The following is a 24467-nucleotide window of genomic DNA, read 5'->3' as shown; positions in this document are numbered from 1 at the left end:
ATAGCCTCCTCGAATACATATAAGCTTCATGCCTTTCGTTCCTATTATATCAAGTCATTATGAAGAACTTATGAAGAGGAAATGGTTTTATAAAAAAGACCTGTTGCACGAGTCTACTTTGAAACGTATGGTAAATAAACCAAAAATGTTGTTCCCATATTTAGGCTACTATCGATCAGCACTTTACCGCCGTGAAATTCCACCAATTGTTTTACAATCGCAAGGCCCAATCCTGTCCCTCCGCTTTTTCGGTCACGAGATTTTTCTCCCCGGTAAAAATGATCAAAAACATGCGGTATATCGTCTGGTGCAATACCCGGCCCGTTATCACTGACTACAATTTGAAGATATCGCTGACCATCCTTTTTTTCAAGCTTTGTTGTTACTAAAATCTTACCTTTATCTGGTGTATATCGTAGAGCATTGAGAAAGATGTTGCTAAACACCTGATTTATACGATCTGGATCAACCTCAATCTCAGGCAGTTTATCATTTAGGTTTAATTCTACGGCCATTTTCTTTTCTTCAATTGTCGTTTTCATGAGTCCAATCGTTCGACGAATTAATTGATTAATATTTGTTGGTTGCTTCTCAAGGGAAAGCTGGCCAACCTCCGCCAATGATAGGTCTTTTAGATCTGTTATGAGACGGTTAAGCCTAATTGTTTCCTCATGTATTGACGCAACTTCTTCTTTATTCATATCTATAACATCATCTAACATGCCTTCCAGATGTCCTTTGATAATAGCAATTGGCGTCCTAAGCTCATGAGCAATATTAGCCAATAATTGCTTTCTCAATTTCGCGTTGCTTTCGAGTGTGTTTGCCATTCGATTAAATATTACGGCTAAACGCCCCACCTCATCCTTAGACATGACCGGTACTCTCTGATCAAAATTTCCTTGTTCAATGGCCTCAGCTGCATTGCTCATCTTACGTAATGGCACAACAATACTTCGCCCAAGTGAGTAGCTTGCTAATAATCCAAGCAAAATGAGAATCGCTCCAACCCATATTAGCGACTTATGAACAGAGGCTAAGAATGTCAATTCAGGTTGCCCCATATGATGCATCATTCCGCCACGATTCATGATTAGCAAATATTCTCGAAAGAGCTGATTCATCTGGTAGTCCGCAAGATAGATAAGAAGTAATACAGTAAAAGCTACAAATCCGAACATAAGGCCAGTAATGCGATAAACAATACTATTCATCCTTGTTCACCCCGGCTATTTTATAGCCCATTCCATATACGGTAAGAATGTACTCTGGCTCTTTCGGATTGACCTCCAGTTTGCGGCGTATGTTTTTTATATGAGCATCAATTGTCCGCTCGTACCCTTCAAAGGTATAACCGTGAATTTGCTCAGCTATTTGCAGACGACTGTATACCTTCCCGGGGCTTGTTGCAAGTAATTCCACAATTTTAAATTCAGTGGGAGTAACTTCCATAATCTCTCCGTCTCTGCGTATCTGATACGAATCAAGATCAATTGTAAGACGCCCTACTTTAATCGCCTCTTTTTGTAAAACAGCCCTATTAGTTCGCCTGAGTATAGCTTTAGCACGGGCTACGACCTCTTTAGGACTAAAGGGTTTAGTAACATAGTCATCGGCACCTATTTCTAATCCCACCAGCCGGTCACTCTCTTCATCCCGAGCTGTAAGCATAATAATTGGAATGTCATTATCTTTTCTAAGCCGCCTACACACTTCCCAACCATCGATGCCTGGCATCATTAAATCGAGCACCATTATATCTGGCTTGTGTTCGCGCACAGCCATTAATGCTTCAATCCCATCTGACGCAGTATAAACAATAAACCCATCTTTTTCAAAATATATTTTTAGTAATTTTAGCAGTTTATCATCATCATCTACTAGTAACACCGAATTTTGCACCATTATATACCTCCTCATTTGCGGAATTATCCTTGGGGTTCATATACGGTAACGCATAATATAGTTTAGTATTTTCCCAAGTTTAGCCTGGTTAACACCAGTATACATATCTAATATGAAGAACTTTTGAAAAACCTGTGAAAAACTTATGTGAATTGCATTTGTATAAACATGATATTCGATAATAAGAGCGCAAAGGTTCATAAAGATTGCATAGTATCCTTAAAATAGTAATCGCACAGTAGTAAAGTTATAGGCCCGGCAATTGCCGGGCCTATCTTTTTCCACGAGTGAAGTCTAAAACTTCACCTGCGGCACTTGTTTTGAAGCCTCATCGGCTTTGAAATACTCTTTAGAGGTAAATCCCATCGGACCGGCAATGATGCTCGCTGGCAGCGAGCGAATGGCCGTGTTATAGGCTTGAACGCTTTCGTTATAATCTTTACGGGCAACTGCTAGGCGGTTTTCCGTGCCCGAAAGTTCATCCATTAGGGCTCGAAAGTTTTTATCTGCTTTTAAGTTAGGGTAGTTTTCCGATATTACTAACAGTCGGCTTAAGGCCGAACTTAATTCGTTATTAGCCTCTGCCTTGGCTACCGGCCCTTGGGCGCCGCCCAGTTTAGCGCGTGCATCGGCTACTGCTTGTATGGCTTGCTGCTCATGGCTTGCGTAACCCTTTACCGTATTGACCAGGTTAGGGATCAAGTCAGCTCGGCGCTGAAGCTGATTTTCGATCTGACTCCACTTACCATTTACATTCTCGTTCATACTAACTAAGTTGTTGTATCCAGAAAAAATACTTACTGCTATTACTGCTACGAACGCCAAAACAATCCACAGTGTCTTATTCATAGTAATTCCTCCATGATGTATTCTTACTAACCGCCTCTGTATTTCTGACTAAAGGGGGTTGTTTGAACTTAATTTATGGTTTCAGTATACACCATAATTATGAAGAAGTTTTGAAGAAAGAGTGAAGAAATTGTAGTATTTTGTTGGCATTAAAACATTCTCACTTTTTAATTAGCTTTGGGTAAATACCCTAATGCTAAGCAAAATATCATTTAAGAAGTTTCATCCCGGAACTGCTAAATGGAATAAAGCCAGGAGTGACCGCTGCATAACTAGCATATTCCTCGCCAAATTGCTCCAATGCTTCTTTTTCTTCTTTACGCGCCAACCATACGTACATGCGAACCAGTACCGGATACATCAGCACGGTAAGTAGTGTTGGCCACTGAATTAAGAAACCCGTCATAACAGCGATAAAGGCTATATACTGTGGATGGCGGACGTAGGCATATGGTCCGCTGGTTGCAACTACGCCCTTTCGCTGAGCTCGATATAAAAACATCCAGGTAAATCCTAAAAACATAAGCCCACCTGTAATCAGGAATTCACTAACTCCGTGGATTGGATTATTATGCGGATCACCGGTAAATCCAAGCAGCGTATACCAAAGATGTCCGTTATCGTGAGAAAAGATATCTAGCGCCGGGTAATGACTGCCAAGCCAACCAGATAATAAATATATTGTCAACGGAAAGCCATACATCTCCGTGAATAGCGCAACCACGAAAGCCGAGAAAGTTCCGAAGGTACGCCAATCTTTCAAGGAACGCGGACGCGAAAAACTAAACGCGAATATGATAATAATTAGTGAGTTGATAATCACTAACGGCCACAAACCGTAATGTGCCATCGTTACCTACATCCTTTCATCTATCTATTGCTATATTGCTGATAGCTTATTTTTTAATTTCAGCCACCTTATTCTGTCTTGCCCACCAACCCCAGAGTAAACTGGCTACGAAAGCAGTAAGTAAAGCGGTTAGCTGCGCGGCTTTGAATCCACCAACCAGGAGACTGTCTGTGCGCAAAAACTCTAATCCAAACCGCGCCAGCGAATAAAGTACAAAATAAGCGAGCGCCACCTGACCGTCAAATTTCTTGCGGGGATATAAATATAATAATATCCCGAGAATCAGCATATCCAAACCAGCCTCCATTAATTCGGCTGGCACTAATGGCACACTACCCCAGGCACTAAACGCCGGAGTCCCTGATTGATAGACTACCCCATACCAGGCATCTGTAGGTTTACCATACGCATCTCCGTTTAACAGGCATCCAATACGTCCAATAGCTTGGCCTAAAATCAGCGAAGGAGCGCCGATATCAACAAAACGCCTGAACGACAATCCTTTATGGGGAAAATACCACAAAGCTAGCAAGACATTGGCCAAAACGGCACCTTGAATGGACAAGCCTCCTTCCCAAAACATCAAGGCGTGCCAAGGATTGAGCACGTATTGTTGCCAGGAAAATGCGACCTCCCATAGCCGTGCTCCTATGATTCCGACGAAAAAGCCACACAACACATACTCTTGCAAAATATCCTCGGTAAATTCATTGTTTTTTGCCAGTCGTGTCGCTAGCCATAAACCTGCCAGCACTCCAAAAGCCACCATAAGACCCCATGCACGAATCTCAAAACCGTAAATACTAAATAAAATAGGGTACAAGTTTTCCCTCCTTTCGTCGTTAGGAACGCATGGCGTAAACCATCGCCATTACTGTCGTTGTCCATGCCCCCAACTTAAACAATTGGAGAACCGCTTTTTGCCATGGTGAATATGCTTCTGTAATTTCTGATTCAGGCAGTTCTTGTTTATTTGGTTCCACTATGTTTCCTCCTCACCAAGTACTATGTATTATCCTAATCTTATCATGCAATTTTGAAGAACCTGTGAACACACTATGAAGAAATTATGTTTTTTCAAAAAACAAACAGCCCTCCTTGAGTCGGAAGGCTGCTTGCGCAACGCTATTTATTGTCGTAGCTCAACATTAACCATGATGACCGCTGTGGCCGTCAGATGGATTACCCGAAGGTTGTTCAGCTTGAGTAGAGTTGCTATGATCGCTGGTCATATCCACAGAATTAACTAGATCAGACATCATTTGATGAAAGCTCATATCCTGTTGGAGCATTTGTTTCATAACACTTTGCATTTCGGGTGTTTTCATGACATCTTTCATGGCCTTTTGCATCTCCGGGTTTTTCATCATTTCGATGCACTGTTTTTGCATCTCCGGAGTTTTCATCATTTCAGCCATAGCCTTAGGATCCATGGTTCCCATCATAGCCCCTGTTTGATTTGCCTGCATAGTACAAGGCTGAGGTACTTTCTCAGCCGCACTAGCTATGCTAGGACTAACACCAAATCCCAATACAGAAGCACTTACAAGCCCGCCAACTACTAACATTGCTAATTTCTTCTTCATACTAAAACCTCCATAAAATATATTTTTTATCATACCATTTTGCAAATCACAATACTCGCTTTGCCCCGTAATACCGTTTAACAAAATAAGCATCATTCATATCTGCAATAGCCACAATACCCTGCGAAAAGGATGTATGGATAAACTTATTATTGCCGATATAAATGCCTACATGAGATGCGCCCGGTTCATAGGTGGTAAAGTATACCAGGTCGCCCGGTTGCAGAGCTACCGGCGATACTGTTCGCCCGACAAGAAACTGCAAGTCAGCCGTACGCGGCAAAATAATGCCGTTTTGCCTATATACATACTGCACCAAGCCGGAGCAGTCAAAACCCTGGGCTAAAGAAGCTCCTCCCCACACAACAGGCTGTCCCAACAAATTTCGGGCACTTGTCACGATTTGCGCAGCCTGTCCATTCAGGCTAAAGGAACGAACGGATGGCAGCGGTTCATCAGCAACCGGCATCACGGCACCAGTGAGGACTGCGTCCAGCGACTGCATAAATTGGTTATACCCGGAAGCCGGAGCGGCCTCAGCTGCTGACACTCCGCTTAGCAGCGTGCCAGTCAGTACGGCGATCAGTATCCATCTAACCATGACCGCTCCTCCTTTCCGAGTCATTAATGACTCATGCTCTGCAGATGCGTGGTAGTTTGCTTCATAATTTCCTGCATAGCTTTAACTTTACCTTCTAAAGCACTTGGATCAGTTTTGCCGGAGTTTACACTATCTTTAATGTCCACAGCTGCTTTACGCAATGTATTCTTTAAGCCATCATCCATCATGTGCGGCATAATCTTATCAGTAGTACTTACCAGTTGTGCAGCGCTTTTCTGCGCATCCATTGTCTGTCCGGCCTTCACTTGTTTAACCATGTCCTGCAACGCTTTGTCCATATCTTTCATCATTGGCATGGGATCTTCCTTAGGCATTTTCATGTTACTCATATCATGGCCTGAATGTTGCTGGGCTGCTGGCTGTTGCGCAGCAGGCGTCTGTTGAGTGGCTGCCGGCTTATCATTAGAGCCGCATCCCGCAACCAACGTCATCGCTAAGGCAATGGTTAAGCTACCAATTAATGCTTTATATTTTTTCATAAACAGCCTCCGTTTGTTAATTTTAACTCATTTTTTATATAGGGGGAATAATCCCCCTATAGTTTCACTGTCCGTTTATCATTGTCTACTCAGCCGCCTGCGAATTACCTTGTACCCGTGGTTTTTTGCGATCACGCCACTGGTTCCACACCAGATAGATGCACGGCAACACAATCAATGTCAAAATCGTCGATGTCACCAGACCGCCTACGACAACGGTAGCCATAGGCCTTTGTACCTCAGCACCAGTGCCAGTTGCAAAGAGGAGCGGGAACAAGCCTAAGCTGGCGACCAATGCTGTAATCATAACCGGTCGCAGACGGGTATAGGCACCTTCGATAATGGCTTCTTCTAGTGATCGGTGGTCTCGCAGGTGTTTAATATAAGTCACCATGATGACCCCGTTCTGCACGGCTATACCAAAGAGGGCAATGAAGCCGACGGCTGCCGCAACCGTTAGGTAGGTACCGGTCATGTACATAGCGACAATACCACCTACCAGAGAAAATGGAATGTTCATCAGAATCAGAAAAGCATCGCTCATTGAATTAAAGCTCATGTAGAGTAAAAAGAAGGTGAGTACAATAACTGCCGGTACGACGACTGCCAACCTGTCTTTCGCCCGTTGTTGATTTTCATACTGACCCGTCCACCGTAAGGAGTATCCAGGAGGCAAGTCCACCTTTTCTTTGATAACTTTATTAGCTTCATCCACAAAGCTGACAACGTCCCGACCTCGCGTATTCATCTGGACAATCATCCGATACGTTCCGTTTTCGCTGCTGATCATCGATGGTCCGTCAACTACTTTAAACTGTGCAACTTCACCTAGCGGTACATAGGCTCCGGTCGCTGGTTTTGCCGAAGTGGCTGCACCACCACCCATGCCACCCATACCGCCACCGGCACTTGACGCTGCCGCTGCACCGCCGCCGGTTACCGGAATAAGAATATTTTGCATGGCATCAATGGTTTCGCGATTTTCCCGGTTATAGCGCACCAGAACGTCAAAGCGTTTGCGCCCCTCAATCGTGGTAGTCGCCGTTTTACCGCCAACCGCGAGTTCAATCGCATCTTCCACATCAGCAATGTTCAACCCATACCGGGCCGCTTTGTCCCGGTTAACCTGAATTTCCAGATACGGAGCGCCAAAAACTCGTTCAGCCAAGAGATCGCTTACACCTGGCACAGTTGCCAATGCCTTCTCAATATCAAAAGCTTTTTGTTGTAATACACTGAGATCTTCCCCGTAGAGTTTGATACCTAATTCAGTGCGAACACCGGTAGTCAGCATGGACAAGCGACCGGCAATGGGCTGAGTAAATGCTAAGTTAAGTCCAGGAATATTGGCTAATTTAACCATCATTTCCTGTTCGATACTCTCTTTTGTCACACCCGGTCGCCACTGGTCTTTGGGCTTTAACGTGACAATGGTTTCAATCATGTTGATCGGTGCCGGGTCCATCGCCGAATTGGCTCGACCAACTTTGCCCACCGACATATCGATTTCCGGAATTTCCAGAATGACTTTATCCATAGTTTTAGCCGCTTCCACCGCTTCTGTCAGCGACACACTAGGCAGCATGGTCGGCATCACCAGGAATGTCCCTTCATCCAAAGCCGGCATAAAGGTAGTGCCAAGAAGCGGTACTAGCGAAAAGCCGGCAATCATTACAACAATGGCAATAACAATTGTTGTTTTATGGAACTTCATCACTGTTTTAAGAAGCGGTACATATGCTTTATGCATCTTAGCAACAATCCAGGTATCTTTCTCCTGAATTTTCCCTCGTAAAAGCAGGGTGCATAGTACTGGCACCAGTGTAAACGCCAAGAGCAGCGACCCGCTCATTGCAAAGGATTTAGCCCAGGCCATCGGGGTATACAGCTTCCCTTCGGTACCTGTCATGGTGAATACCGGCAGGAAAGTAACAATGATAATCGTGATGGAAAAGAAGATAGGCGCAGCAACTTCTTTAGCTGCTTCCAGCGTAACCTCGATAATATTTCGCCGTCCCTTATCTTCGGCTAAATGCCGGAAAACATTTTCAACCATAACAATAGCTGCGTCGGTCATAACACCAATGCCGATGGCAATACCACCCAGTGACATCAGGTTAGCTGACAGGTGAATCTGTTTCATGGCAATCAGGGCAATCAAAATGCCAATCGGGATGGCGCTGGTAACAATCAAACTGGTCCTGACATTTCCTAAGAAGGCAATGACAATGATCGATACCAGAATGAATTCTTCAACGAGTGCTCTGGTTAGCGTGTTGACCGCCTTTTTCACCAAATCAGTTTGGTCATAAAACGGTACAATTTTCATGCCTTCCGGTAAGGTTGGCTGAATCTCGTTGATTTTAGTTTTAACCTGATCGATGACATTCAGCGTGTTTTCCCCCATACGCTGAATGACGATACCACCAGCCGCCTCATAACCGGATTTCGTCAGCACACCCCGACGGAAATCCGGACCTGCGGTGACGCTGGCTACATCTTTAATATATATCGGCACATTGTTGTTCTGGGCAACCACGATGTTCTTAATATCTTCCACCGACTGGATTAAACCCAGACCACGGATAATATACTCCTGACCGTTCTGTTCGACGACCTTGGCACCGACATTGGCATTATTGCTGCCAAGAGCACCAAATACCTGATTGAAGGTAACCCGGTAGCTTTGCAAGAGATGCGGGTCAAGATTAATCTGATACTGCATCACATAGCCGCCGATGCTGGCAACCTCAGCCACACCGGGAACGGCACTCAGTTGCGGCTTAATGGTGAAGTCTTCTACCGTACGCAAGTCGGCCAGGTTGTGGCGGTCACTTTCTAACGTGTACATAAAGACTTGCCCCATCGGGGTACTGACTGGTCCTAAGGCCGGTTGCACACCACGCGGTAGACGAGGTATGGCCTGCTGCACTTTTTCATTGACCACCTGGCGGGCAAAGTAAGGATCGACTCCATCTTCAAAGATTACAGTAATCAGTGACATTCCAAAAGACGATGACGAACGCACTTCTTTGACCTTGGGCAATCCCCTAAGAGCCGTCTCTAGCGGATAAGTAACCTGATCCTGGATTTCCTGCGGTCCCCGACCCATCCAATCGGCCGAAACTAGCACCTGATTTTCACTTAAATCAGGGAAGGCGTCAATCGGTGTATCCCGTACGGTAAAGACGCCCCAGACAATGACCAGTGCAGATAATACCAGGATAATCACCCGGTTTTTCAAAGAAAACTCAATTAATTTGTTTAACATGCCGCGCCCCCTTAATGACCGCTATGGCCGCTGTGTTCGCCACCAGCAGCTGGTGCAGATGGGGTTTGAACAGGCGCTGTTATACCACTATTGGAACCGCTCGGCGCAGGTGCAGGTGTTGCGCTTCCTTTGGCAGCTCCTCCGCCGCCATGTCCGGCATGGCTGCCAAAACTACCTAGCTTGGTTTGTGAATCAATAAGGAAGGTCGCCGCAGTAACTACCGTTTCACCAGACTGCAGACCGGATAGAATCTGAACATAGCCATCGGCTTGCTGCCCAGTAACCACTTCCCGCTTAACAAAGGTATCTTCACTTTGGGCCACAAAAACAATTTTACGACTACCGGTGTCAAGGAGACTGGATTCCGGAATGACCAGACTATCGCCTAGCGGAATTTGAACATTGGCATTAACAAACATATTGGGTTTCAGTTTACCTGTAGGATTGGCCATTTCGACCCGCACTTTAACTGTCCGGGTGGCGTCGTCCATTACTGGGTTAATAAAGACCACATTGCCGGTAAAGGTTTCCCCTGGATAAGCACCGCTAGTTACCACCACTGGCTGACCTGGAGTAATGCCGGCGATGTCTTTTTCATAAATATCGGCATAAAGCCAAACAGTAGATAAGTCTGAGAGGCTATATAGTTTATCACCCGGCATAATAAACGCTCCCGGCAACACTTGCTTTTCCAAAACGGTTCCGCCAAACTGCGCATAAATAGTCATATGATCGTTAGGCTGCTGTGTATGTTCCAAATGGGCAATGTCACCATCTGCAACATTTAGCAACTGCAGTTTGCGTCTGGCAGCGTCTCGAAGGCGATTATTGATTTGAACGATATCTTTACTGGCATTACGTAATTTCTGCACGTTTTCGATTGCTAATAAATATTCTTCCTGAGCCGCTATATAAGTTGGACTATACACAGACGCAATTGCCTGACCGGGGGCAATATATTCGCCATCGGCGGTTATATAGAGTTCATCGACCCGGCCTTCAACCCGAGAAGTTATATATGTCCGGCCACTTTCGTTCATGGCAATTTTGCCGGTAGTTTTAATTTCCTTTGAGAGCGGCTTAATTACTGCTTGCGCCGTTTGCACCCCAGCTAACTGCCTGGCTTTGGCATCCAGGGTAACGGTATCACCCATGGCCATAACCGGGGTATTTGTGTTGTGCCCGCTATGATCCACCGCCGGTTTATTGTGCTGCGTATAGTAGTAGCCGGCTCCACCGACTACCAGAACACCGGCAGTCACACCAATAATAAGTTTCTTTTTGGCCTGTATTTTATCGATCATGCTGTCCTCTCCTTTTCGTGCTTACTTATTACGGTTGTGTACCACTGGTGAACAAGGGCTTGCCTACTGCTTTTTCCAGATTGACCGCCGCTTTTTCATAATCCACTTTTGCTTTATATAGCCCCAACTTGGCATTACGCAGGGTATTTACCCCTTCCAGAACTGTCATGAAGTCCACTTTACCGTTGGTATAGCTGATAACGGCAGCCTGGTAGGTTTGCTCAGCCTGAGGAATGAGGGTATTTTTATATAATTCAATTTGACGCCAGGAGGCTTGGGCTTCAGTAAGCGCCATTTGGACGTCAAGTTCGGTCATGTTTTTCATATTCTGCAGAGCAGCCTGAGATGCTTCCAGGCCGGCTTCTGCCGACTTTATTTCTGCTTTGTTTTTTCCTTGCCAGATAGGAAACATTGCCATAACTTCAATTTTCCAAGTAGGCTTCCGGTCTCCCAGCATTATAGTGGTTTTCATGGGATCCATAGGGTCAACTTCAGATTCGACCATCGGTTCTTTATTCTTTTTGTAACCCAGACTGACTTCAAAATCCGGCAGTTTTTGCTTTTTCGCTAACTCGACTCCATTTTGGGCCATTTCCACCCCATACCGCATACCAACAACTGATGGCTTGCCTTCGGCAGCCGTTTTTATGAGACTGTCCAAATCAAAATTTGGCGGCGGAGCCATAAATTCTTCTTTCACTTCAAAACTGGTATTCGTACTGCGCCCCATGAGATTATTAAGCTTTGCCTTTGCCACAGCCTCCATTGATGCCATGTTTAAAAGATCACTTGTCATCTGTGAAAACTCAGTCTGCGCTTTCAAGGTATCCTGCAGCGGCACCATGCCGGTAGAGTAATTGATCTGAGCCAGTTTCGCCAGTTGTCCCATAAGCTGCTGACTTTCTTTTCCGATCACCAAGGCCTGCTTGGAATACAGGTAGTCGTAATAGGCTTGTTTAGCCTGTGCATAGATTTCAACTTGTTTCTCGTTCCAACTGGCTTTAGTCATGTTGGCTTCACTTGCTGCCATCTTGCCCATGGCTCTAAGTTTGGACGAATTCATAAATTCCTGACTAATACTAAATTCCGTCATCATACCTTTGCCGGGATTGAGGCTCGAAGTTGGGATATCATCTTTCATAAATCCCACTTTAAGATTAGGCTGCGCCGTGACAGCAGGAATGCGACTGGATTTTTCTTCCCACTTTTTTTGAATTTCTGTGACCGCCGGATTGTTATTGATAGCGGTATTGACGATCTCTTGCAGGGTCATGGGCTGATCTTCTGCAAGCACAGGCTGCAAATTAGCGGTAAACATAATACTTCCTACAATAAGTGCTCTTGCAATTCCAGCCTTGGGAAAACTATTCATTATTCAACCTCCTCCAACTCCAGTTTAACTTCTTAAAATCAAAAATCGTACAATGTGTGAGAAAAGTACCGTTGTAACTATTCAACATATCTACATTTTATCATATAAATCGATATTTTTGCCTCAATTTTCTAAATTAACTACATTATTTTGTATATTTCGCCAGAAGTTACCTCTTTCTCGTAGAGTGTACCAATTGTCTGTTTTATAAAGAATTAACGTTGGGGCTTTGCTGATTAGAATGACAATTTGCTTGTTGCTCAACCATACTGTTATGTAACTCGCCCATTTGTCGGTCATCTGCGCATGGTATATCCTGTTGTGCAAACGCGAACGCGGCTCCTAACGTGATAACCAGCGCGGCAAACTGCCCCAATAAGAAAACGTTTTTTCATTTTGTAATCCTCCTCCTTATTTTTGATCTGTGTAAATTATAGCAGTCAATTATGAATAACCTGTGAAGATGTCTTGAAGAACTTATGCGATTTTATGTCATAACCTATTTTTTTTATAAAAAAAATACGCAAAAGCCCATTCTCAGGCTTCTGCGTATTAACAAAATCGTCTTAGACCACGTCAAATCCAGCATCTTCTACTGCCTTGGCCATCGCTGCACGATCACCCGTACCTTCAACAATCGCTTCTTTCTTTTCCAGGCTAACACTAGCGCTTGTCACTCCAGGAACTGCCTGAAGGGCTTTTTCTACAGCCGCTTTGCAATGACCACATGACATACCTTCAATCTTTAAAATTGTCTGACTCACTCTTGTCACCTCCCCTCAAATCTTATTTATATTACTCTCTATATGGGTTAAAACGCTTGAGTCTCAGCGAATTGGTTACAACAGATACTGAACTAAAGGCCATGGCAGCGCCTGCCAGGACTGGAGACAAGTACCCAAATGCTGCAATTGGAATACCAAGCGAATTATACACAAGCGCCCAAAAAAGATTTTGTTTGATGTTCTTCATGGTTGCCTTACTTAAACGAATAGCTGCAACAATCCCGGTGAGATCGCCACGCATAAGGGTAATATCGGCAGCTTCAATCGCAACATCGGTACCTGTACCAATGGCAAAACCGACGTCAGCGGTAGCCAGTGCAGGAGCATCATTTATGCCATCACCGACCATTGCCACAACTTTACCTTCCTTTTTAAGAGCGGCAACCTTTTCTGCTTTGTTTTCAGGCAGTACCTCAGCCAATACATTGTCAATGCCAACTGTATTAGCAATGGCCTTAGCAGTGCGGGTATTATCCCCTGTTATCATCCAGACCTCTATGCCGAGCTTCTTTAGTTCTTCTACGGCTTGAGCAGAGTTTTCTTTTACCGTATCAGCAACGGCTAGTAGACCGCTAAGTCTATTTTCTAAGGAAAAAAGCATTACTGTTTTTCCCTGCTCTTCTAAAGCTTCAACTTGGGCAATGGATGACTCTATCTCTATATTGTTTTCCTTCATAAGTTTGCGAGTACCCACCAAAATTCGTTTACCATCAATAGTAACCTCAACCCCGTGCCCCGGAATAGCTGCAAATGAATCGGGGTCTGTAATTGGTAGTCCCCTCTTTTGACCATACTTTACAATAGCTTGGGCTAAGGGATGCTCGGAGTTTTTCTCAGCGCGAATAGCCAATGGCAGAATATCCTCCTCACTATACCCCGCAAGCGGGACGATGTCGGTGACTTCTGGCTCACCTTTGGTGATTGTACCTGTTTTATCTAACACAATAGTGGTCAATCTATGAGCGTTTTCTAAATGTTCAGCGCCTTTTATCAATATTCCATTTTCTGCACCTTTGCCTGTTCCCACCATGATGGATGTTGGTGTGGCCAGACCAAGTGCACATGGGCAAGCGATAACTAGCACTGCTGTGAAGTTAACCAGTGCTCTTGAGAAATTGCCAGGGTCAAAAATAAAGTACCATGCCAAGAATGTTAATACTGAAAGCCCTACGACAGCTGGCACAAAGTAGCCTGAAACCACGTCGGCAAAACGTTGAATGGGTGCCTTTGATCCTTGCGCTTCCTCTACAATACGTACAATTTGTGCGAGAGCTGTATCTTTACCAACCTTTGTAGCCTTAAACTTGAAGGTTCCCAGTTTATTGATAGTTGCCCCAACTACCTCATCGCCGACCTTTTTATCAACAGGTAAGCTCTCACCCGTGAGCATAGATTCATCAACTGTGGATGTCCCCTCCACAATCACGCCATCAACTGGTATCTTTTCTCCGGGTCTAACTACCACAATATCCTCAACCAAAACAGACTCAACAGGGACGTCCACTTCCTGTCCGTTGCGTACGACTCTTGCGGTCTTCGCCTGAAGTCCCATGAGTGCTTTAATAGCTTCCGAAGTTCGTCCTTTAGCAGTGGCCTCAAGTAGCTTGCCCAGTATGATAAGGGTTATTAAAATAGCCGATGTTTCAAAATATAAATCAGGCTCATTACGAAAAACATTTGCAATACTGTAGAAATAAGCGGCTGAAGTTCCAAGTGCAACGAGAACATCCATGTTTGCGCTACCATTTTTGAGAGCCATAAAAGCTCCCCGATAAAACTGCCAGCCGGCAATAAACTGTACTGGCGTAGCTAACACCAACTGAAGATAAGGATTCATTAGTAGTTCCGTTATGGTTCCCATTACTCCAAGCATATGTAGAACCATAGCCAAAAGTAGAGGTAACGAGAATAAGGTTGCAATTGCTAGCCGAAGGCGCTGTCCTTTTACTTCCGCTTCGCGGGCTTTCTTTTCTTTATCCACTTCTCCAGCGTCAGCGATATCATGTGCCCCATATCCTAGGCTTTCGATTTTTGATTTAATTTCACTAACGTTAACTATGCCTGGATAGTACTCAATAGTAGCCTTCTCAACTGCTAAATTAACAACAGCGGTAGCTACTCCGAGCATTTTATTCAACACCCTTTCCACTCGCCCCGAACAAGCGGCACAGGTCATACCTGTTATCTTTAAATCTATCTTATCCTTAATAACCTTATAACCCAAATCTTCAACTTTCTTGGTGATATCAGCAAGACTAACTTGTTGCGGATCATAGCTTATCGAAGCTTTCTCAGTAGCAAGGTTAACAGTCGCCTTCTCCACACCTTGTAGCTTAGAGAGTGCACGTTCTACCCTACTTGAGCAAGCTGCACAGGTCATTCCTCCTATTTTAAAAGATATAGTTTGCTGGTCTTTTGTCTCGCCCATCTTATTTCCCTCCTTTAACACATATGGTTGTATACTTTACCTTGTAAATTTTGATAAGACGCTTATCAATTCATCGATAGTTTCATCGGTGCGGTTTTCCTTAATTGCAGTAACAACACAGCTTTTGGTGTGGCTTTCAAGCATAATGAGTGCAACCTGATTAAGTGCAGCTCTTGCTGCCATTATTTGCTGCAAAACATCTACACAATAACGGCGCTCATCAACCATTTTTTCGATGCCATTTATTTGTCCGCCGATTCTTTTCAGCCTTTTCTTAATATCTGCTTGTTCCGTTTCGTTCAACATATAACTCCCCCTATACTATACCCCCGTATAGTATATATTGTAAGTCTAAATTTATTAACTGTCAATACTCTTATTTTGGGCAATTTTTTATTTACAATCCGAATAATGAAGATATCATTGGAAAAGATAACACTGAAAAAAATATAAGGAGGAATTCTAGAAGTATGCCTACAGTATTAGACGCACCAGCCAAAATGCAAACTTGTATTGATGCCTGCAACGGCTGCATGCAAGCCTGCGAAGAATGTTTATCGCTTTGCCTAAAAGAGGCCGATGTCACAGCAAGAACCCATTGCATCAATATGCTCCGCGATTGTGCTGATATATGCTCTATGGCTGCTCAGTATATGGCTCGTGGCAGTCATCACTCTAGGCAGCTATGTTCCCTTTGTGCAACTATTTGCGAGGCATGCGCTACTGACTGCGCTCAGTTCAAAGATCCTCATTGTCAAAAATGTGCTGATGCATGCAAAATGTGTGCAGCCGAATGCAGGAAAATGGCTCAATAATAACCAAACGCCCCGTCACTTAAGCAAATATTCTTAAGTAACGGGGCGTTTTAGTTTTCACTAACGTAGAATTGTATCAATATCAACAGGAGCGGAAGAGATAACCTTGATGACAATGCGGTAAGGAAGACATACAATTTGCTGTGGGGCATGATCGATCCAGCCCATTTTAATACAATCTTTATCAGGGCAGTCTGCTTCGCGTACCCGGATTTTAGTACCTTGAACCTCAATGATATCGTAGTGAGAGTCGCCACCAATCCGTATTTCTTGCTTAAACCCCTCTTTAAGGGGAACAGTTTTATATAAGGCACCCTCTACCCAAATTTCAGCAGTTTGTTCTCCGGACGCTGACGCTATGAAAAGATTAAGTCCAATACCGACAACAGATACAAGAAGCAGCAAAACACCTAATACTTTATCGGCCCTTGTTATACCTACCATTTACGGTCAGCGCCTCCGCCTCCGCCCGAACCGCCACCATATCCGCCTCCACCGCTTCGGAAGCGTAAGAGCGAGAACAATAGTAATGTGATACTACCGCCAAAGAATATCCAGTCACCTGCAATAAGTGCTGCCAGTCCAAAAAAAGCTATCCATTGTATCCATACGGGCAAACCATTCCACCAGGCATTAATCCCTTGGTTAGAACCAGTTGTTCTATTTTTTTCGTTACGAGCATCTTTGTATTCCCCAGACACTGTACTAACTAACGCCTTATACCCTGTCCACACTCCCCGATTATATTCGCCCTGCTGAAAATACGGAAGTACCGACTCATCCAAAATTCTCCCCGCTTTGGCGTCATTGAGTACGCCCTCTAGCCCATAACCCACCTCTATTCGAGACTGCCTATCATTAACCGCAATTAGCATAAGAACACCATTATTCTGCTTCTTGTCACCAATCCCCCAGTTACGCAGAATGCCAAGTGAGTACTCTTCAATAGGCACACCCTCTAACGAATTTACCGTAACTACAACCACTTGCGCCGAGGTGCTTTCCCTTATCTTGCTACCTAGTTTATTAATCTTAGATTTAGTTTCGTCAGATAATACGCCAGCATAATCTTGAACATACCGACTGCTGACTGGTGCAGGCGGTATGTTCGCCTGTGCTGACGCTATTCCAGTCGTTATCAACGATATCATAAGAATAAGCCAAATCAGTAACTTCTTCATATAGTCGTCACCTACTTTAAAGATTCGTTAAACTCATTCTACTCTTTCCATATGAAGAAATTATGAATATTTTATGAAGAACTTATATTAACTTTACTTGCCATAAATAATTCTTATGTGTAATATAGAAATATTATATCTTGTAGTTTAAATATGACTTCTTGAGGAGAATACTAATGTCCGAAAAAACTTTGTGCGAAACAAAAGTTAATAATACCTCTGTACACAACAAAAATCTTATAATATTTCCGCTTATCTTTTTATTAGTTGCTGTCATAGGTCTATTTTACGTAAAATGGGATCCATATTATGATCGTGCGTTTATTGCTGCAACAACTCATTCTATAGGAACTTCGATTATTACCGGCAAAATTGCAGCCGCACCTGCTCCCTCCTGGGATGCTGCATTAGGCTATGCAACCGCTTATTTTAAAGCCGTTTGGAAGGCAGTTGTTTTAGGACTCCTCTTGGGCTCGTTGGTACAAGTTTTGATTCCAAAACATTGGGTGATTAATGTTTTGGGCAGTCAGCGATTCCGCAGTACCGCTTGGGCTGGAGTAGCTTCTCTCCCCGGAATGATGTGCTCCTGCTGCGCCGCTCCAGTCACAGTGGGTCTTAGAGAGCGCTCTGCTTCCGTTGGTGCCTCTTTGGCTTTCTTCTTGGGTAATCCAGTGCTAAATCCAGCTACAATAATATTTATGGGATTTGTTTTATCTTGGGAATTTGCGATATTTAGAATTGTCGCCGGTCTTATTTTGGTATTTGGTATTTCAACATTAGCTAATCGTCTGTCAGGTGAAACTATTGCCCCTTCAACTATGCTGAAGGAAGAAATCTCTTCATTGGAAGGTAATGCTTTATTTAGTAGATGGCTGCAAGCATTAGGTCGCTTAATTATCGATACTATTCCCGCTTACCTGATAATAGTATTTATCTTAGGAGCTCTTAGGGCGTGGTTATTTCCCGTTCTAGGACCGGAAGCTGGCAATAGTGCCTTAGCTATTATCGGTTTGGCTGTTGCCGGGACACTATTCGTTATACCTACTGCCGCAGAAATCCCAATCATTCAAACATTAATGGCATTCGGCCTTGGTGTTGGACCTGCTGCCGCATTACTTATAACGTTACCTGCGGTAAGCCTGCCTTCACTCTTAATCATAAATCGTGCTTTTCCCAAAACGATATTATTATTTGTGGTAGTATCCGTTGTCATCATCGGTATAATCAGTGGCTTTGTAGCTACAGCAATTTTGTAATGAAGTATTAGAAGAGGCTACTTCGAAGTAAACATATTAGATTATCAAGTTAGTTTAATACATGCAACGAATAATTCATATTAAAACAGTCGGTTAGAGAGTTTGAAGCCTCTCTTCCGGCTATTTTTCTAATATCTATTCTAGTCAATTTCACGCTCAACATTTGTGCCATCAACAAACTTACAATCACACTTATTGTGGTTAACAAAAATCTCGCACACCACTGGCTGAAGCCAATAAAATAAAAAACTCCTACTAGTATGGTGCTTACTAGTAGGGAGCATCACTGTCATAATGGATTTAACACAATCTAAGATCTATTCCTTTCAAAACGCGATTTCTTGTCTTTCATAATTTATTTTCTGCCATGGTGTATCTACATACAACATAATACATATTAATCTTGTCCTTTCATCGTGCCTTCCATATCGCTCATAATCCTGATAAGAGTTTGTGCTACACTTTGAACCATTTCGGATAAGTCTCGCCAAAGCTTCCAACCATAGGGTAAATGATATTTCCCGTATTTTGAACCATCTCACCAATCCATCGCTCGACTGTTTTTCTATTCGGCACTGGCCTTTCTGGAAAAGCGGCCTTATATTTTGAAATAAATTTAGCAAGTTGCCATTCCTTATCCTCCATTAGCCCTTTTGGGTGCATTTCTATAGCTTTTCGAATATTGTCATACACTTCGCTTTTCGTTCGACCGGTAGCCACACAACCGAAAGTTGGATTATGGATTTAAGAGTTATAGTTTCTTATTCATTTCTTGTATTTAATTGCATATTATGCTTAATTTACATATATTTGTATTCTAAATACAAGGTATGATATCTTATCCATTCTTCTAAATAAAATTACGTGCTTTACTGCTATTATTTACTATAGGGTTCCGATAAAGCTCTTGTAAAATCATCAATGAGTCTATCGGAATTTTTTTATTTTTAAGCGTTGCAAGGGTTTCTGCCGCTTCATTATTTTTTTCCGAAATAAGTAAATTTTTTAGCTTAAGTAAATCTTCGGCAGTATCATTAATTTGGCAATTTGTCATTTTACTTTTAGCTCTTAATAAATATTTATCGATATACTTTTCTTTTTCTTCGCTACTTCCGTCAAAGGTATAGAAGATAGTATGTTTTAACATATTACCTTTCGCTTCAATTTCAATTTTATATACACCAGCAATAGCAGAAGGTGCTGTTAAATCAGCAACGACATATGAAATATTGTTAGCTGAATAGCTAGTAACAGGAATTTCTGTTTTATTATTTGTGTTAATCATTTTAGCCTTAGATAAAATGTGTTGTCCCCGAATTTCTATAATTACACTCTTATCATTAGTTCCATATCTCTCTTTTTCTATAATTAAACGTGGGGTTGTTACATAATTATTCCCAAACAATAGAATAACAGTAAAACAAATCAGAATAAAAATTTGCACTTTTACTAGATTATGCGTATATATTTTTTTTCTTTCAATCCAATAAAGAAAAACACAAAAAATAATGACTAATACAGCGATAGCTATTCCCAATTCTAAATAGGATTCAAATTTAAATAACATATAAAGTCCTGGAAATAAAAATATTAGCATTAAAGATGCCGCTACAAAATTTTTCACAGCTAACCAAAATAAACTATTATTAAATTGTTCAGAGAAACTATTTTCTCTGAATATATTGATTACATTACAACTGCAAAATAAGAATAGAGGAATGCTTATCCATGTTAATAGAGCAATTAAACTTATTAGATAATAAGAAAGTATTGCAGTCATAGCATTGTCCTCAACCCTATAACTACCATCCTTAAGAATATTTAAGAGAAACCAAATCAAATTCAGTATCACACTAAACAAAATACTAGAAACTATAGATGATCTCTTAGTAACTTTATTATCAGATTCTTTTTCTTCGGAATTCTTTCTCTCTATGTTATTCAATTTTGTCCCTTTCATTCACAGTTTTAGAACGTAATAACTATTTATTATGCTGGCAGCCATTACTTTGTGGGCTTATCCAAGTACTTTGCATACAGGATGTTTCAAAAATCCCGCAGCATCTGGCCTTTACTGAGCAATAAGTACATTGATCTAGATAGTTTTTTTTCCATCTTGAGATACTGTCTCGTGCAAATCCCCATAAAGGCTTTTCTAGTAAGCAAAGCGGTATATTATAAATAGATACATTCATATTTCGAAGATGTAAAAGCCAAACTGCTTCATACAATTGCTGACTAAACTCTCTAGGATCAATCCATAAATCTTCAAGATGTTGTTCGGCCTTTCCGGTATACTCCATCCCCATAAAGGCAATATGAGCGACAAATGGTAAATTGCGATAAATGAATTCCGACAATGCTACTATTCGAGTAAAGTTTTGCCGCACAACAACAATACGGATTTCAATTCTCCGTCTTAGGCGATAGAGATTATAAATTCCCTGAATAGTATCCTGGAATGCACCTTTTATACCTACAATACCATCATGCTGAACATCGTTATCGGCATAAATAGGAATACAAAATAGCAGCTTCTTGTTTTCTGCGGCAACAACTTGCCTTGCTACATCAAAATCCTGAAATCTGCGGCCATTGGTTAATAAAGAAATAAAGGTGTCGGGAAAATGGTTATTTAAGTAACTCAAGGTCTGAGTTAGCTGGTCTAAGACAACCGTCGGTTCACCACCGGTAATACCGATATACTTTAAACTTTCTTTTTTAATTAACGATAAGACTTTTTCGTTGATATCGTATAAATCAGGTGGATCATCACTTGGTGGCTGAGGGCACATGATACAACGACTATTACAGCGGTTGGTAATAAATACAGTATGATCGTCGTGACCACTTTGGAACATAATGTTAATTCTGCCTTCGGGCGTAATGAGTACAATATCACCGTCATTTAATAGTTCTAAATTAGATACCGAATGTACTAATGCACCATTGCTTCTAGAAGTAATAGTCTGACTGGTAATACAGCAAGCATAGCCAAAGACAACCGTGTCAATATTGGTAGAAACCAATATTCTTTTGTGCCGTATGAGCAAATTTACTGGCGTAGTGGTAACAATCCCCACTATAGGGTATTTAATATTAATTACGTTCCCATTTAAAGCTATCATGCCGTACTTCCTCCAAGGGGCGTCGAGTTATCCAAGACCAAAAGACATCCATAACATCCGGATCGTTTTCATCAATTAACTGAAATAAATGTTCTAAAATCAAAGTATTCTTTTTGCAAAAATCACTACTAGGCCGATGCCCGACTATATCTTTTGTTTCCACGTAGTTTCGGACAGGATCAACACCACAGTAGGCTTGGAATACGCAGGAAGCGCAACCTGGTAATACTTCAATACAAGATTTTTTGACCAGTTCTTTCACCAAATCTCCGGCAAAGATCTCTTCATAACTGTTTTTCAAAACATGTCCCATCCGAAAGTGTTTTTCACCGGTACGCGCCAACATTCGTGCTTCATCAGTCGGATATACTTCACCATTAAAATCATAAATCACTCCACTGATTGCCGCCCCGGAAGGCGACTGTAAATCCACAAATCCAGTAGAAAAGGGTGTGAAAATTCGCTGCAATAACAGAGTTGTATAGTATTCGGTGAAGGGTGTTCCCTGCAAATTTAAATCAATCAGATAACGTAAAATATGTTTATAGGCAACGACAAACTCTTCCATGGAATACCCCAGTTTTGCCATGTTCTGCTGGGCAAAACCATAAGGGTTTAGCGCCCGTAGAAATACACCATCAAAGCCCAATTCCAAGTAGTGATCAATAACCTCCGGTAATTTGCTGAGACTAGTCCTGGTAATAGTCAGCAAGGCTGAACTAGCTTCAGACCCAATAGCTTCGCGTAGTCGCTGTAGGTTTTTCCGAAAAGCGTCGTAGCCACTAAATCCTTCGCGGGTTTTGCGGTGACAGTCTTGGATATGTTTGGGTCCATCCAGTGAAGTAGAAATAATAAGCTCATGTTTTTTAATAAAAGCAATCATTTCATCAGTAAGAAGCGTCAAATTAGTACAGATGACAAACTCAAGTTGCCGTTTAGCGAATCGATTCAGAAATTTACTATATTGGACAATTGCTTTAATGATTGGCCAATTTAATAGTGGTTCTCCCCCCTGAAACTCAATTTTGAGCACTGGAGATGGAGAAGAAAAGATTAGATCCACTGTTTTTTTTGCAACCTGCCAAGTCATATCAACGCGTTGTTGTTCAAGCGATGCACTAGAAGCATGACAGTAATCACAAATAAAGTTACATCGCGCCGTTACAACGATCATATGCAAAGAGGTGAAATGACGCAGAAAGCTTTTACGGCTACGCAACTGAGTAGCTACCATTTCTTGAGAGATATCAAGATCAGTGTCCGCAAGAAAATGTTTGCTTTTAAATTCAAAATATACAGGCTTCAGGGGTGTCAAATTATGATTTAGCAAATCATTAAAATCATCACTGCTTACAAAACTAAATTCCCCACTCGGGTTAACTAGAAGCAACCGACGTTGCGGTAGCCGCCTAAAATTGAAAGGTAGTATACTATATTCTATGCTTCTAATATTACTCATCTATGTCATCCATACGATCTTTAATAGGGCCAAAGGCAAATTGATATATATTATCCCTGATCGTCCCATACCGCTTTTCAAGGTCGAGTCTTACTTGCTGGTCCAGTACCTCATTGCAATATTCACATAACAGCAGCTCCGGATCAATATTGAATTGAGGTTTTGCTTTAAACCATATTCCCACATAGCCATCCTCGACAGCATCAATCTTGATAAAACAAGACTTAGTAAATTTATAGGAGGCTTGCATTACCGCTTCCTGCTCATAATATACTTTTTTTAGTTTTACAAAGAACACGCCGGGCTCCGTCTCAGTAATAAAAGGCTGCTTGTTCTGTGTATTCGTCATTAGCATCACCTAAAACTCGAATTGGAATTGTTTTTATTTGTCACTTGGGGCTTAGTCGATTCTGGAACTAACAGTTTGGGAACCTCTTTCTTTTCAATAGCTTCTTTGGTCACGCGATTGATCGTCCCATAGCTGTCGAGCCCTTCCGCTACTTGAAAATCTTTAATAGCTTGTATTGTTTTATCATCACGGGTTCCAGATGTATTACAATCATAGCCAAGTTGTTTGAGCTTCTTTTGAATATTGCTTAGGTCAACGGCTTCCAGCTTTACCTTGGTTTCGTTTCCTACAACGCCATCAATTGTAAGACCATAATCTGTTTGAAAGTTCCTAATCGCTTCTCTGGTTTTATCTCCTTTAATGCCATCGACAACACCGCAATCGTAGCCAAGATCATTAAGTTTCTTTTGGATCGTACGAACATCCATCACATCCTCAGGTGCAGCGGGTACACTACTGTAATATCTGCCACCGCCACCGCTACTGCCACCATTGCCACCTGTGCCGGAATAATGAGAATAATGTGAGCTATGAGAAGAATGCGACCTATGCGAACTGTGTGATCGATGGGAATAATGAGCCATCTGATCCAAATTATCAGTAGCGAAGATTTCTTCCAAAGAATTTTGTATTGTACTGGTTTTCTCTAAATAAATAGGATCCATGCTTACGTTTTTAAGCTTCGAATCGTTTGGCTGAGCATTTTTCGCTTCAACATAATGAGTATCAACTAACCCCAATTGCGATGCAAACCATAAAGTTGTAGCCGCTCCATATGCCCACATTTTTTTCCACTCTAGCATTTTCTCCTCCTATACAGATATTAAT

General features: G+C 42.2%; 25 protein-coding genes. 2 read left to right on the top strand and 23 right to left on the bottom strand.

The genetic code is table 11. The features are described from left to right. Positions 1 to 113 precede the first annotated feature (113 nt). From BLR65_RS04180 to BLR65_RS04115, 15 genes are all read right to left on the bottom strand, one after another. On the bottom strand, positions 114 to 1214 hold the full coding sequence (locus BLR65_RS04180) for a sensor histidine kinase (protein WP_093792796.1): 1101 nt from the start codon (positions 1212 to 1214) through the stop codon (positions 114 to 116). Further along, entirely contained in the window at positions 1207 to 1905 is a 699-nt protein-coding gene (locus tag BLR65_RS04175; RefSeq protein WP_093792794.1) for a response regulator transcription factor, read from the bottom strand. Before BLR65_RS04175 ends, BLR65_RS04180 begins: the two co-directional genes overlap by 8 nt. A gap of 294 nt (positions 1906 to 2199) precedes the next feature. Then, a complete protein-coding gene (locus BLR65_RS04170) occupies positions 2200 to 2754 on the bottom strand; it encodes a LemA family protein (protein ID WP_093792792.1) in 555 nt (184 codons plus the stop codon). Positions 2755 to 2962: 208 nt separating this feature from the next. Further along, a complete protein-coding gene (locus tag BLR65_RS04165; RefSeq protein WP_093792789.1) occupies positions 2963 to 3604 on the bottom strand; it encodes a methyltransferase family protein in 642 nt (213 codons plus the stop codon). Between the two features lie 46 nt (positions 3605 to 3650). After that, the gene (gene lgt, locus BLR65_RS04160; protein ID WP_093792786.1) at positions 3651 to 4427 is read right to left on the bottom strand and encodes a prolipoprotein diacylglyceryl transferase; all 777 of its coding nucleotides are present in this window, start codon (positions 4425 to 4427) and stop codon (positions 3651 to 3653) included. Between the two features lie 19 nt (positions 4428 to 4446). Then, the gene (locus BLR65_RS29485) at positions 4447 to 4587 is read right to left on the bottom strand and encodes a hypothetical protein (RefSeq protein WP_169716886.1); all 141 of its coding nucleotides are present in this window, start codon (positions 4585 to 4587) and stop codon (positions 4447 to 4449) included. Between the two features lie 165 nt (positions 4588 to 4752). Then, positions 4753 to 5190 carry a GerD family protein gene (locus BLR65_RS04155; protein ID WP_093792784.1) on the bottom strand — a complete coding sequence of 146 codons (438 nt, stop codon included), beginning with the start codon at positions 5188 to 5190 and terminating at the stop codon, positions 4753 to 4755. Between the two features lie 46 nt (positions 5191 to 5236). After that, entirely contained in the window at positions 5237 to 5791 is a 555-nt protein-coding gene (locus BLR65_RS04150) for a C40 family peptidase (RefSeq protein WP_093792782.1), read from the bottom strand. Positions 5792 to 5814: 23 nt separating this feature from the next. Beyond that, entirely contained in the window at positions 5815 to 6291 is a 477-nt protein-coding gene (locus BLR65_RS04145; protein ID WP_093792780.1) for a hypothetical protein, read from the bottom strand. A gap of 85 nt (positions 6292 to 6376) precedes the next feature. After that, positions 6377 to 9562 carry an efflux RND transporter permease subunit gene (locus tag BLR65_RS04140; RefSeq protein ID WP_093792778.1) on the bottom strand — a complete coding sequence of 1062 codons (3186 nt, stop codon included), beginning with the start codon at positions 9560 to 9562 and terminating at the stop codon, positions 6377 to 6379. An 11-nt stretch (positions 9563 to 9573) separates the two neighbouring features. Further along, the gene (locus BLR65_RS04135) at positions 9574 to 10866 is read right to left on the bottom strand and encodes an efflux RND transporter periplasmic adaptor subunit (RefSeq protein WP_093792776.1); all 1293 of its coding nucleotides are present in this window, start codon (positions 10864 to 10866) and stop codon (positions 9574 to 9576) included. 28 nt (positions 10867 to 10894) lie between these two features. Further along, entirely contained in the window at positions 10895 to 12238 is a 1344-nt protein-coding gene (locus tag BLR65_RS04130; protein ID WP_176772682.1) for a TolC family protein, read from the bottom strand. A gap of 566 nt (positions 12239 to 12804) precedes the next feature. Further along, complete coding sequence (locus BLR65_RS04125) at positions 12805 to 13002, bottom strand: CopZ family metallochaperone (RefSeq protein ID WP_093792774.1); 198 nt, start codon at positions 13000 to 13002, stop codon at positions 12805 to 12807. A gap of 31 nt (positions 13003 to 13033) precedes the next feature. Beyond that, positions 13034 to 15451, bottom strand: a complete 2418-nt coding sequence (locus BLR65_RS04120; protein WP_093792772.1) for a heavy metal translocating P-type ATPase — start codon at positions 15449 to 15451, stop codon at positions 13034 to 13036. A gap of 36 nt (positions 15452 to 15487) precedes the next feature. Beyond that, positions 15488 to 15757 carry a metal-sensitive transcriptional regulator gene (locus BLR65_RS04115; RefSeq protein ID WP_093792770.1) on the bottom strand — a complete coding sequence of 90 codons (270 nt, stop codon included), beginning with the start codon at positions 15755 to 15757 and terminating at the stop codon, positions 15488 to 15490. Between the two features lie 164 nt (positions 15758 to 15921). Here BLR65_RS04115 and BLR65_RS04110 point away from each other — a divergent pair, with 164 nt between their 5' ends. Further along, complete coding sequence (locus tag BLR65_RS04110) at positions 15922 to 16266, top strand: four-helix bundle copper-binding protein (protein ID WP_093792768.1); 345 nt, start codon at positions 15922 to 15924, stop codon at positions 16264 to 16266. Positions 16267 to 16326: 60 nt separating this feature from the next. Here BLR65_RS04110 and BLR65_RS04105 read toward each other — a convergent pair whose 3' ends face one another. Continuing rightward, a complete protein-coding gene (locus BLR65_RS04105; protein WP_093792766.1) occupies positions 16327 to 16710 on the bottom strand; it encodes a NusG domain II-containing protein in 384 nt (127 codons plus the stop codon). Further along, positions 16704 to 17417, bottom strand: coding sequence for a TPM domain-containing protein (locus BLR65_RS04100; protein ID WP_245692400.1), 714 nt, complete (start codon positions 17415 to 17417; stop codon positions 16704 to 16706). The genes BLR65_RS04105 and BLR65_RS04100 overlap by 7 nt, the downstream gene beginning before the upstream one ends. Positions 17418 to 17623: 206 nt before the next feature. Here BLR65_RS04100 and BLR65_RS04095 point away from each other — a divergent pair, with 206 nt between their 5' ends. Continuing rightward, positions 17624 to 18703, top strand: a complete 1080-nt coding sequence (locus BLR65_RS04095; RefSeq protein ID WP_093792762.1) for a permease — start codon at positions 17624 to 17626, stop codon at positions 18701 to 18703. A 456-nt stretch (positions 18704 to 19159) separates the two neighbouring features. On the opposite strand, the gene BLR65_RS04090 is transcribed toward BLR65_RS04095, so the two are convergent. The 6 genes from BLR65_RS04090 to BLR65_RS04065 all read right to left on the bottom strand — a co-directional run bounded on the left by BLR65_RS04090 (position 19160) and on the right by BLR65_RS04065 (position 24442). Continuing rightward, positions 19160 to 19423 carry a hypothetical protein gene (locus tag BLR65_RS04090; RefSeq protein WP_218130616.1) on the bottom strand — a complete coding sequence of 88 codons (264 nt, stop codon included), beginning with the start codon at positions 19421 to 19423 and terminating at the stop codon, positions 19160 to 19162. A 130-nt stretch (positions 19424 to 19553) separates the two neighbouring features. Then, on the bottom strand, positions 19554 to 20663 hold the full coding sequence (locus BLR65_RS04085) for a hypothetical protein (RefSeq protein WP_143122494.1): 1110 nt from the start codon (positions 20661 to 20663) through the stop codon (positions 19554 to 19556). A 22-nt stretch (positions 20664 to 20685) separates the two neighbouring features. After that, positions 20686 to 21831, bottom strand: coding sequence for a His-Xaa-Ser system radical SAM maturase HxsC (gene hxsC / locus BLR65_RS04080; RefSeq protein ID WP_093792756.1), 1146 nt, complete (start codon positions 21829 to 21831; stop codon positions 20686 to 20688). Then, positions 21803 to 23290 (bottom strand): His-Xaa-Ser system radical SAM maturase HxsB, encoded by a 1488-nt coding sequence (hxsB, locus tag BLR65_RS04075; protein WP_093792754.1) that lies wholly within the window; start codon positions 23288 to 23290, stop codon positions 21803 to 21805. Before hxsB ends, hxsC begins: the two co-directional genes overlap by 29 nt. Beyond that, positions 23283 to 23639, bottom strand: a complete 357-nt coding sequence (gene hxsD / locus BLR65_RS04070) for a His-Xaa-Ser system protein HxsD (protein ID WP_093792752.1) — start codon at positions 23637 to 23639, stop codon at positions 23283 to 23285. The genes hxsB and hxsD overlap by 8 nt, the downstream gene beginning before the upstream one ends. Positions 23640 to 23644: 5 nt before the next feature. Then, on the bottom strand, positions 23645 to 24442 hold the full coding sequence (locus tag BLR65_RS04065) for a peptidoglycan-binding domain-containing protein (RefSeq protein ID WP_093792750.1): 798 nt from the start codon (positions 24440 to 24442) through the stop codon (positions 23645 to 23647). Between the last annotated feature and the right edge of the window lie 25 nt (positions 24443 to 24467).

It is taken from the genome of Sporomusa acidovorans (assembly GCF_900101845.1).
Lineage (GTDB): Bacteria > Bacillota > Negativicutes > Sporomusales > Sporomusaceae > Sporomusa > Sporomusa acidovorans.
This window is presented reverse-complemented; position numbering and strand designations above follow the sequence as displayed.

What these genes read in the sequence shown, in the direction of transcription:
- BLR65_RS04180 (WP_093792796.1), bottom strand. Translation starts at nt 1,214, where the DNA reads ATGAATAGTATTGTTTATCGCATTACTGGCCTTATGTTCGGATTTGTA.
- BLR65_RS04175 (WP_093792794.1), bottom strand. Translation starts at nt 1,905, where the DNA reads ATGGTGCAAAATTCGGTGTTACTAGTAGATGATGATGATAAACTGCTA.
- BLR65_RS04170 (WP_093792792.1), bottom strand. Translation starts at nt 2,754, where the DNA reads ATGAATAAGACACTGTGGATTGTTTTGGCGTTCGTAGCAGTAATAGCA.
- BLR65_RS04165 (WP_093792789.1), bottom strand. Translation starts at nt 3,604, where the DNA reads ATGGCACATTACGGTTTGTGGCCGTTAGTGATTATCAACTCACTAATT.
- BLR65_RS04155 (WP_093792784.1), bottom strand. Translation starts at nt 5,190, where the DNA reads ATGAAGAAGAAATTAGCAATGTTAGTAGTTGGCGGGCTTGTAAGTGCT.
- BLR65_RS04150 (WP_093792782.1), bottom strand. Translation starts at nt 5,791, where the DNA reads ATGGTTAGATGGATACTGATCGCCGTACTGACTGGCACGCTGCTAAGC.
- BLR65_RS04145 (WP_093792780.1), bottom strand. Translation starts at nt 6,291, where the DNA reads ATGAAAAAATATAAAGCATTAATTGGTAGCTTAACCATTGCCTTAGCG.
- BLR65_RS04140 (WP_093792778.1), bottom strand. Translation starts at nt 9,562, where the DNA reads ATGTTAAACAAATTAATTGAGTTTTCTTTGAAAAACCGGGTGATTATC.
- BLR65_RS04135 (WP_093792776.1), bottom strand. Translation starts at nt 10,866, where the DNA reads ATGATCGATAAAATACAGGCCAAAAAGAAACTTATTATTGGTGTGACT.
- BLR65_RS04130 (WP_176772682.1), bottom strand. Translation starts at nt 12,238, where the DNA reads ATGAATAGTTTTCCCAAGGCTGGAATTGCAAGAGCACTTATTGTAGGA.
- BLR65_RS04120 (WP_093792772.1), bottom strand. Translation starts at nt 15,451, where the DNA reads ATGGGCGAGACAAAAGACCAGCAAACTATATCTTTTAAAATAGGAGGA.
- BLR65_RS04115 (WP_093792770.1), bottom strand. Translation starts at nt 15,757, where the DNA reads ATGTTGAACGAAACGGAACAAGCAGATATTAAGAAAAGGCTGAAAAGA.
- BLR65_RS04110 (WP_093792768.1), top strand. Translation starts at nt 15,922, where the DNA reads ATGCCTACAGTATTAGACGCACCAGCCAAAATGCAAACTTGTATTGAT.
- BLR65_RS04105 (WP_093792766.1), bottom strand. Translation starts at nt 16,710, where the DNA reads ATGGTAGGTATAACAAGGGCCGATAAAGTATTAGGTGTTTTGCTGCTT.
- BLR65_RS04100 (WP_245692400.1), bottom strand. Translation starts at nt 17,417, where the DNA reads ATGATATCGTTGATAACGACTGGAATAGCGTCAGCACAGGCGAACATA.
- BLR65_RS04095 (WP_093792762.1), top strand. Translation starts at nt 17,624, where the DNA reads ATGTCCGAAAAAACTTTGTGCGAAACAAAAGTTAATAATACCTCTGTA.
- BLR65_RS04085 (WP_143122494.1), bottom strand. Translation starts at nt 20,663, where the DNA reads ATGAAAGGGACAAAATTGAATAACATAGAGAGAAAGAATTCCGAAGAA.
- hxsC (WP_093792756.1), bottom strand. Translation starts at nt 21,831, where the DNA reads ATGATAGCTTTAAATGGGAACGTAATTAATATTAAATACCCTATAGTG.
- hxsB (WP_093792754.1), bottom strand. Translation starts at nt 23,290, where the DNA reads ATGAGTAATATTAGAAGCATAGAATATAGTATACTACCTTTCAATTTT.
- hxsD (WP_093792752.1), bottom strand. Translation starts at nt 23,639, where the DNA reads ATGACGAATACACAGAACAAGCAGCCTTTTATTACTGAGACGGAGCCC.
- BLR65_RS04065 (WP_093792750.1), bottom strand. Translation starts at nt 24,442, where the DNA reads ATGCTAGAGTGGAAAAAAATGTGGGCATATGGAGCGGCTACAACTTTA.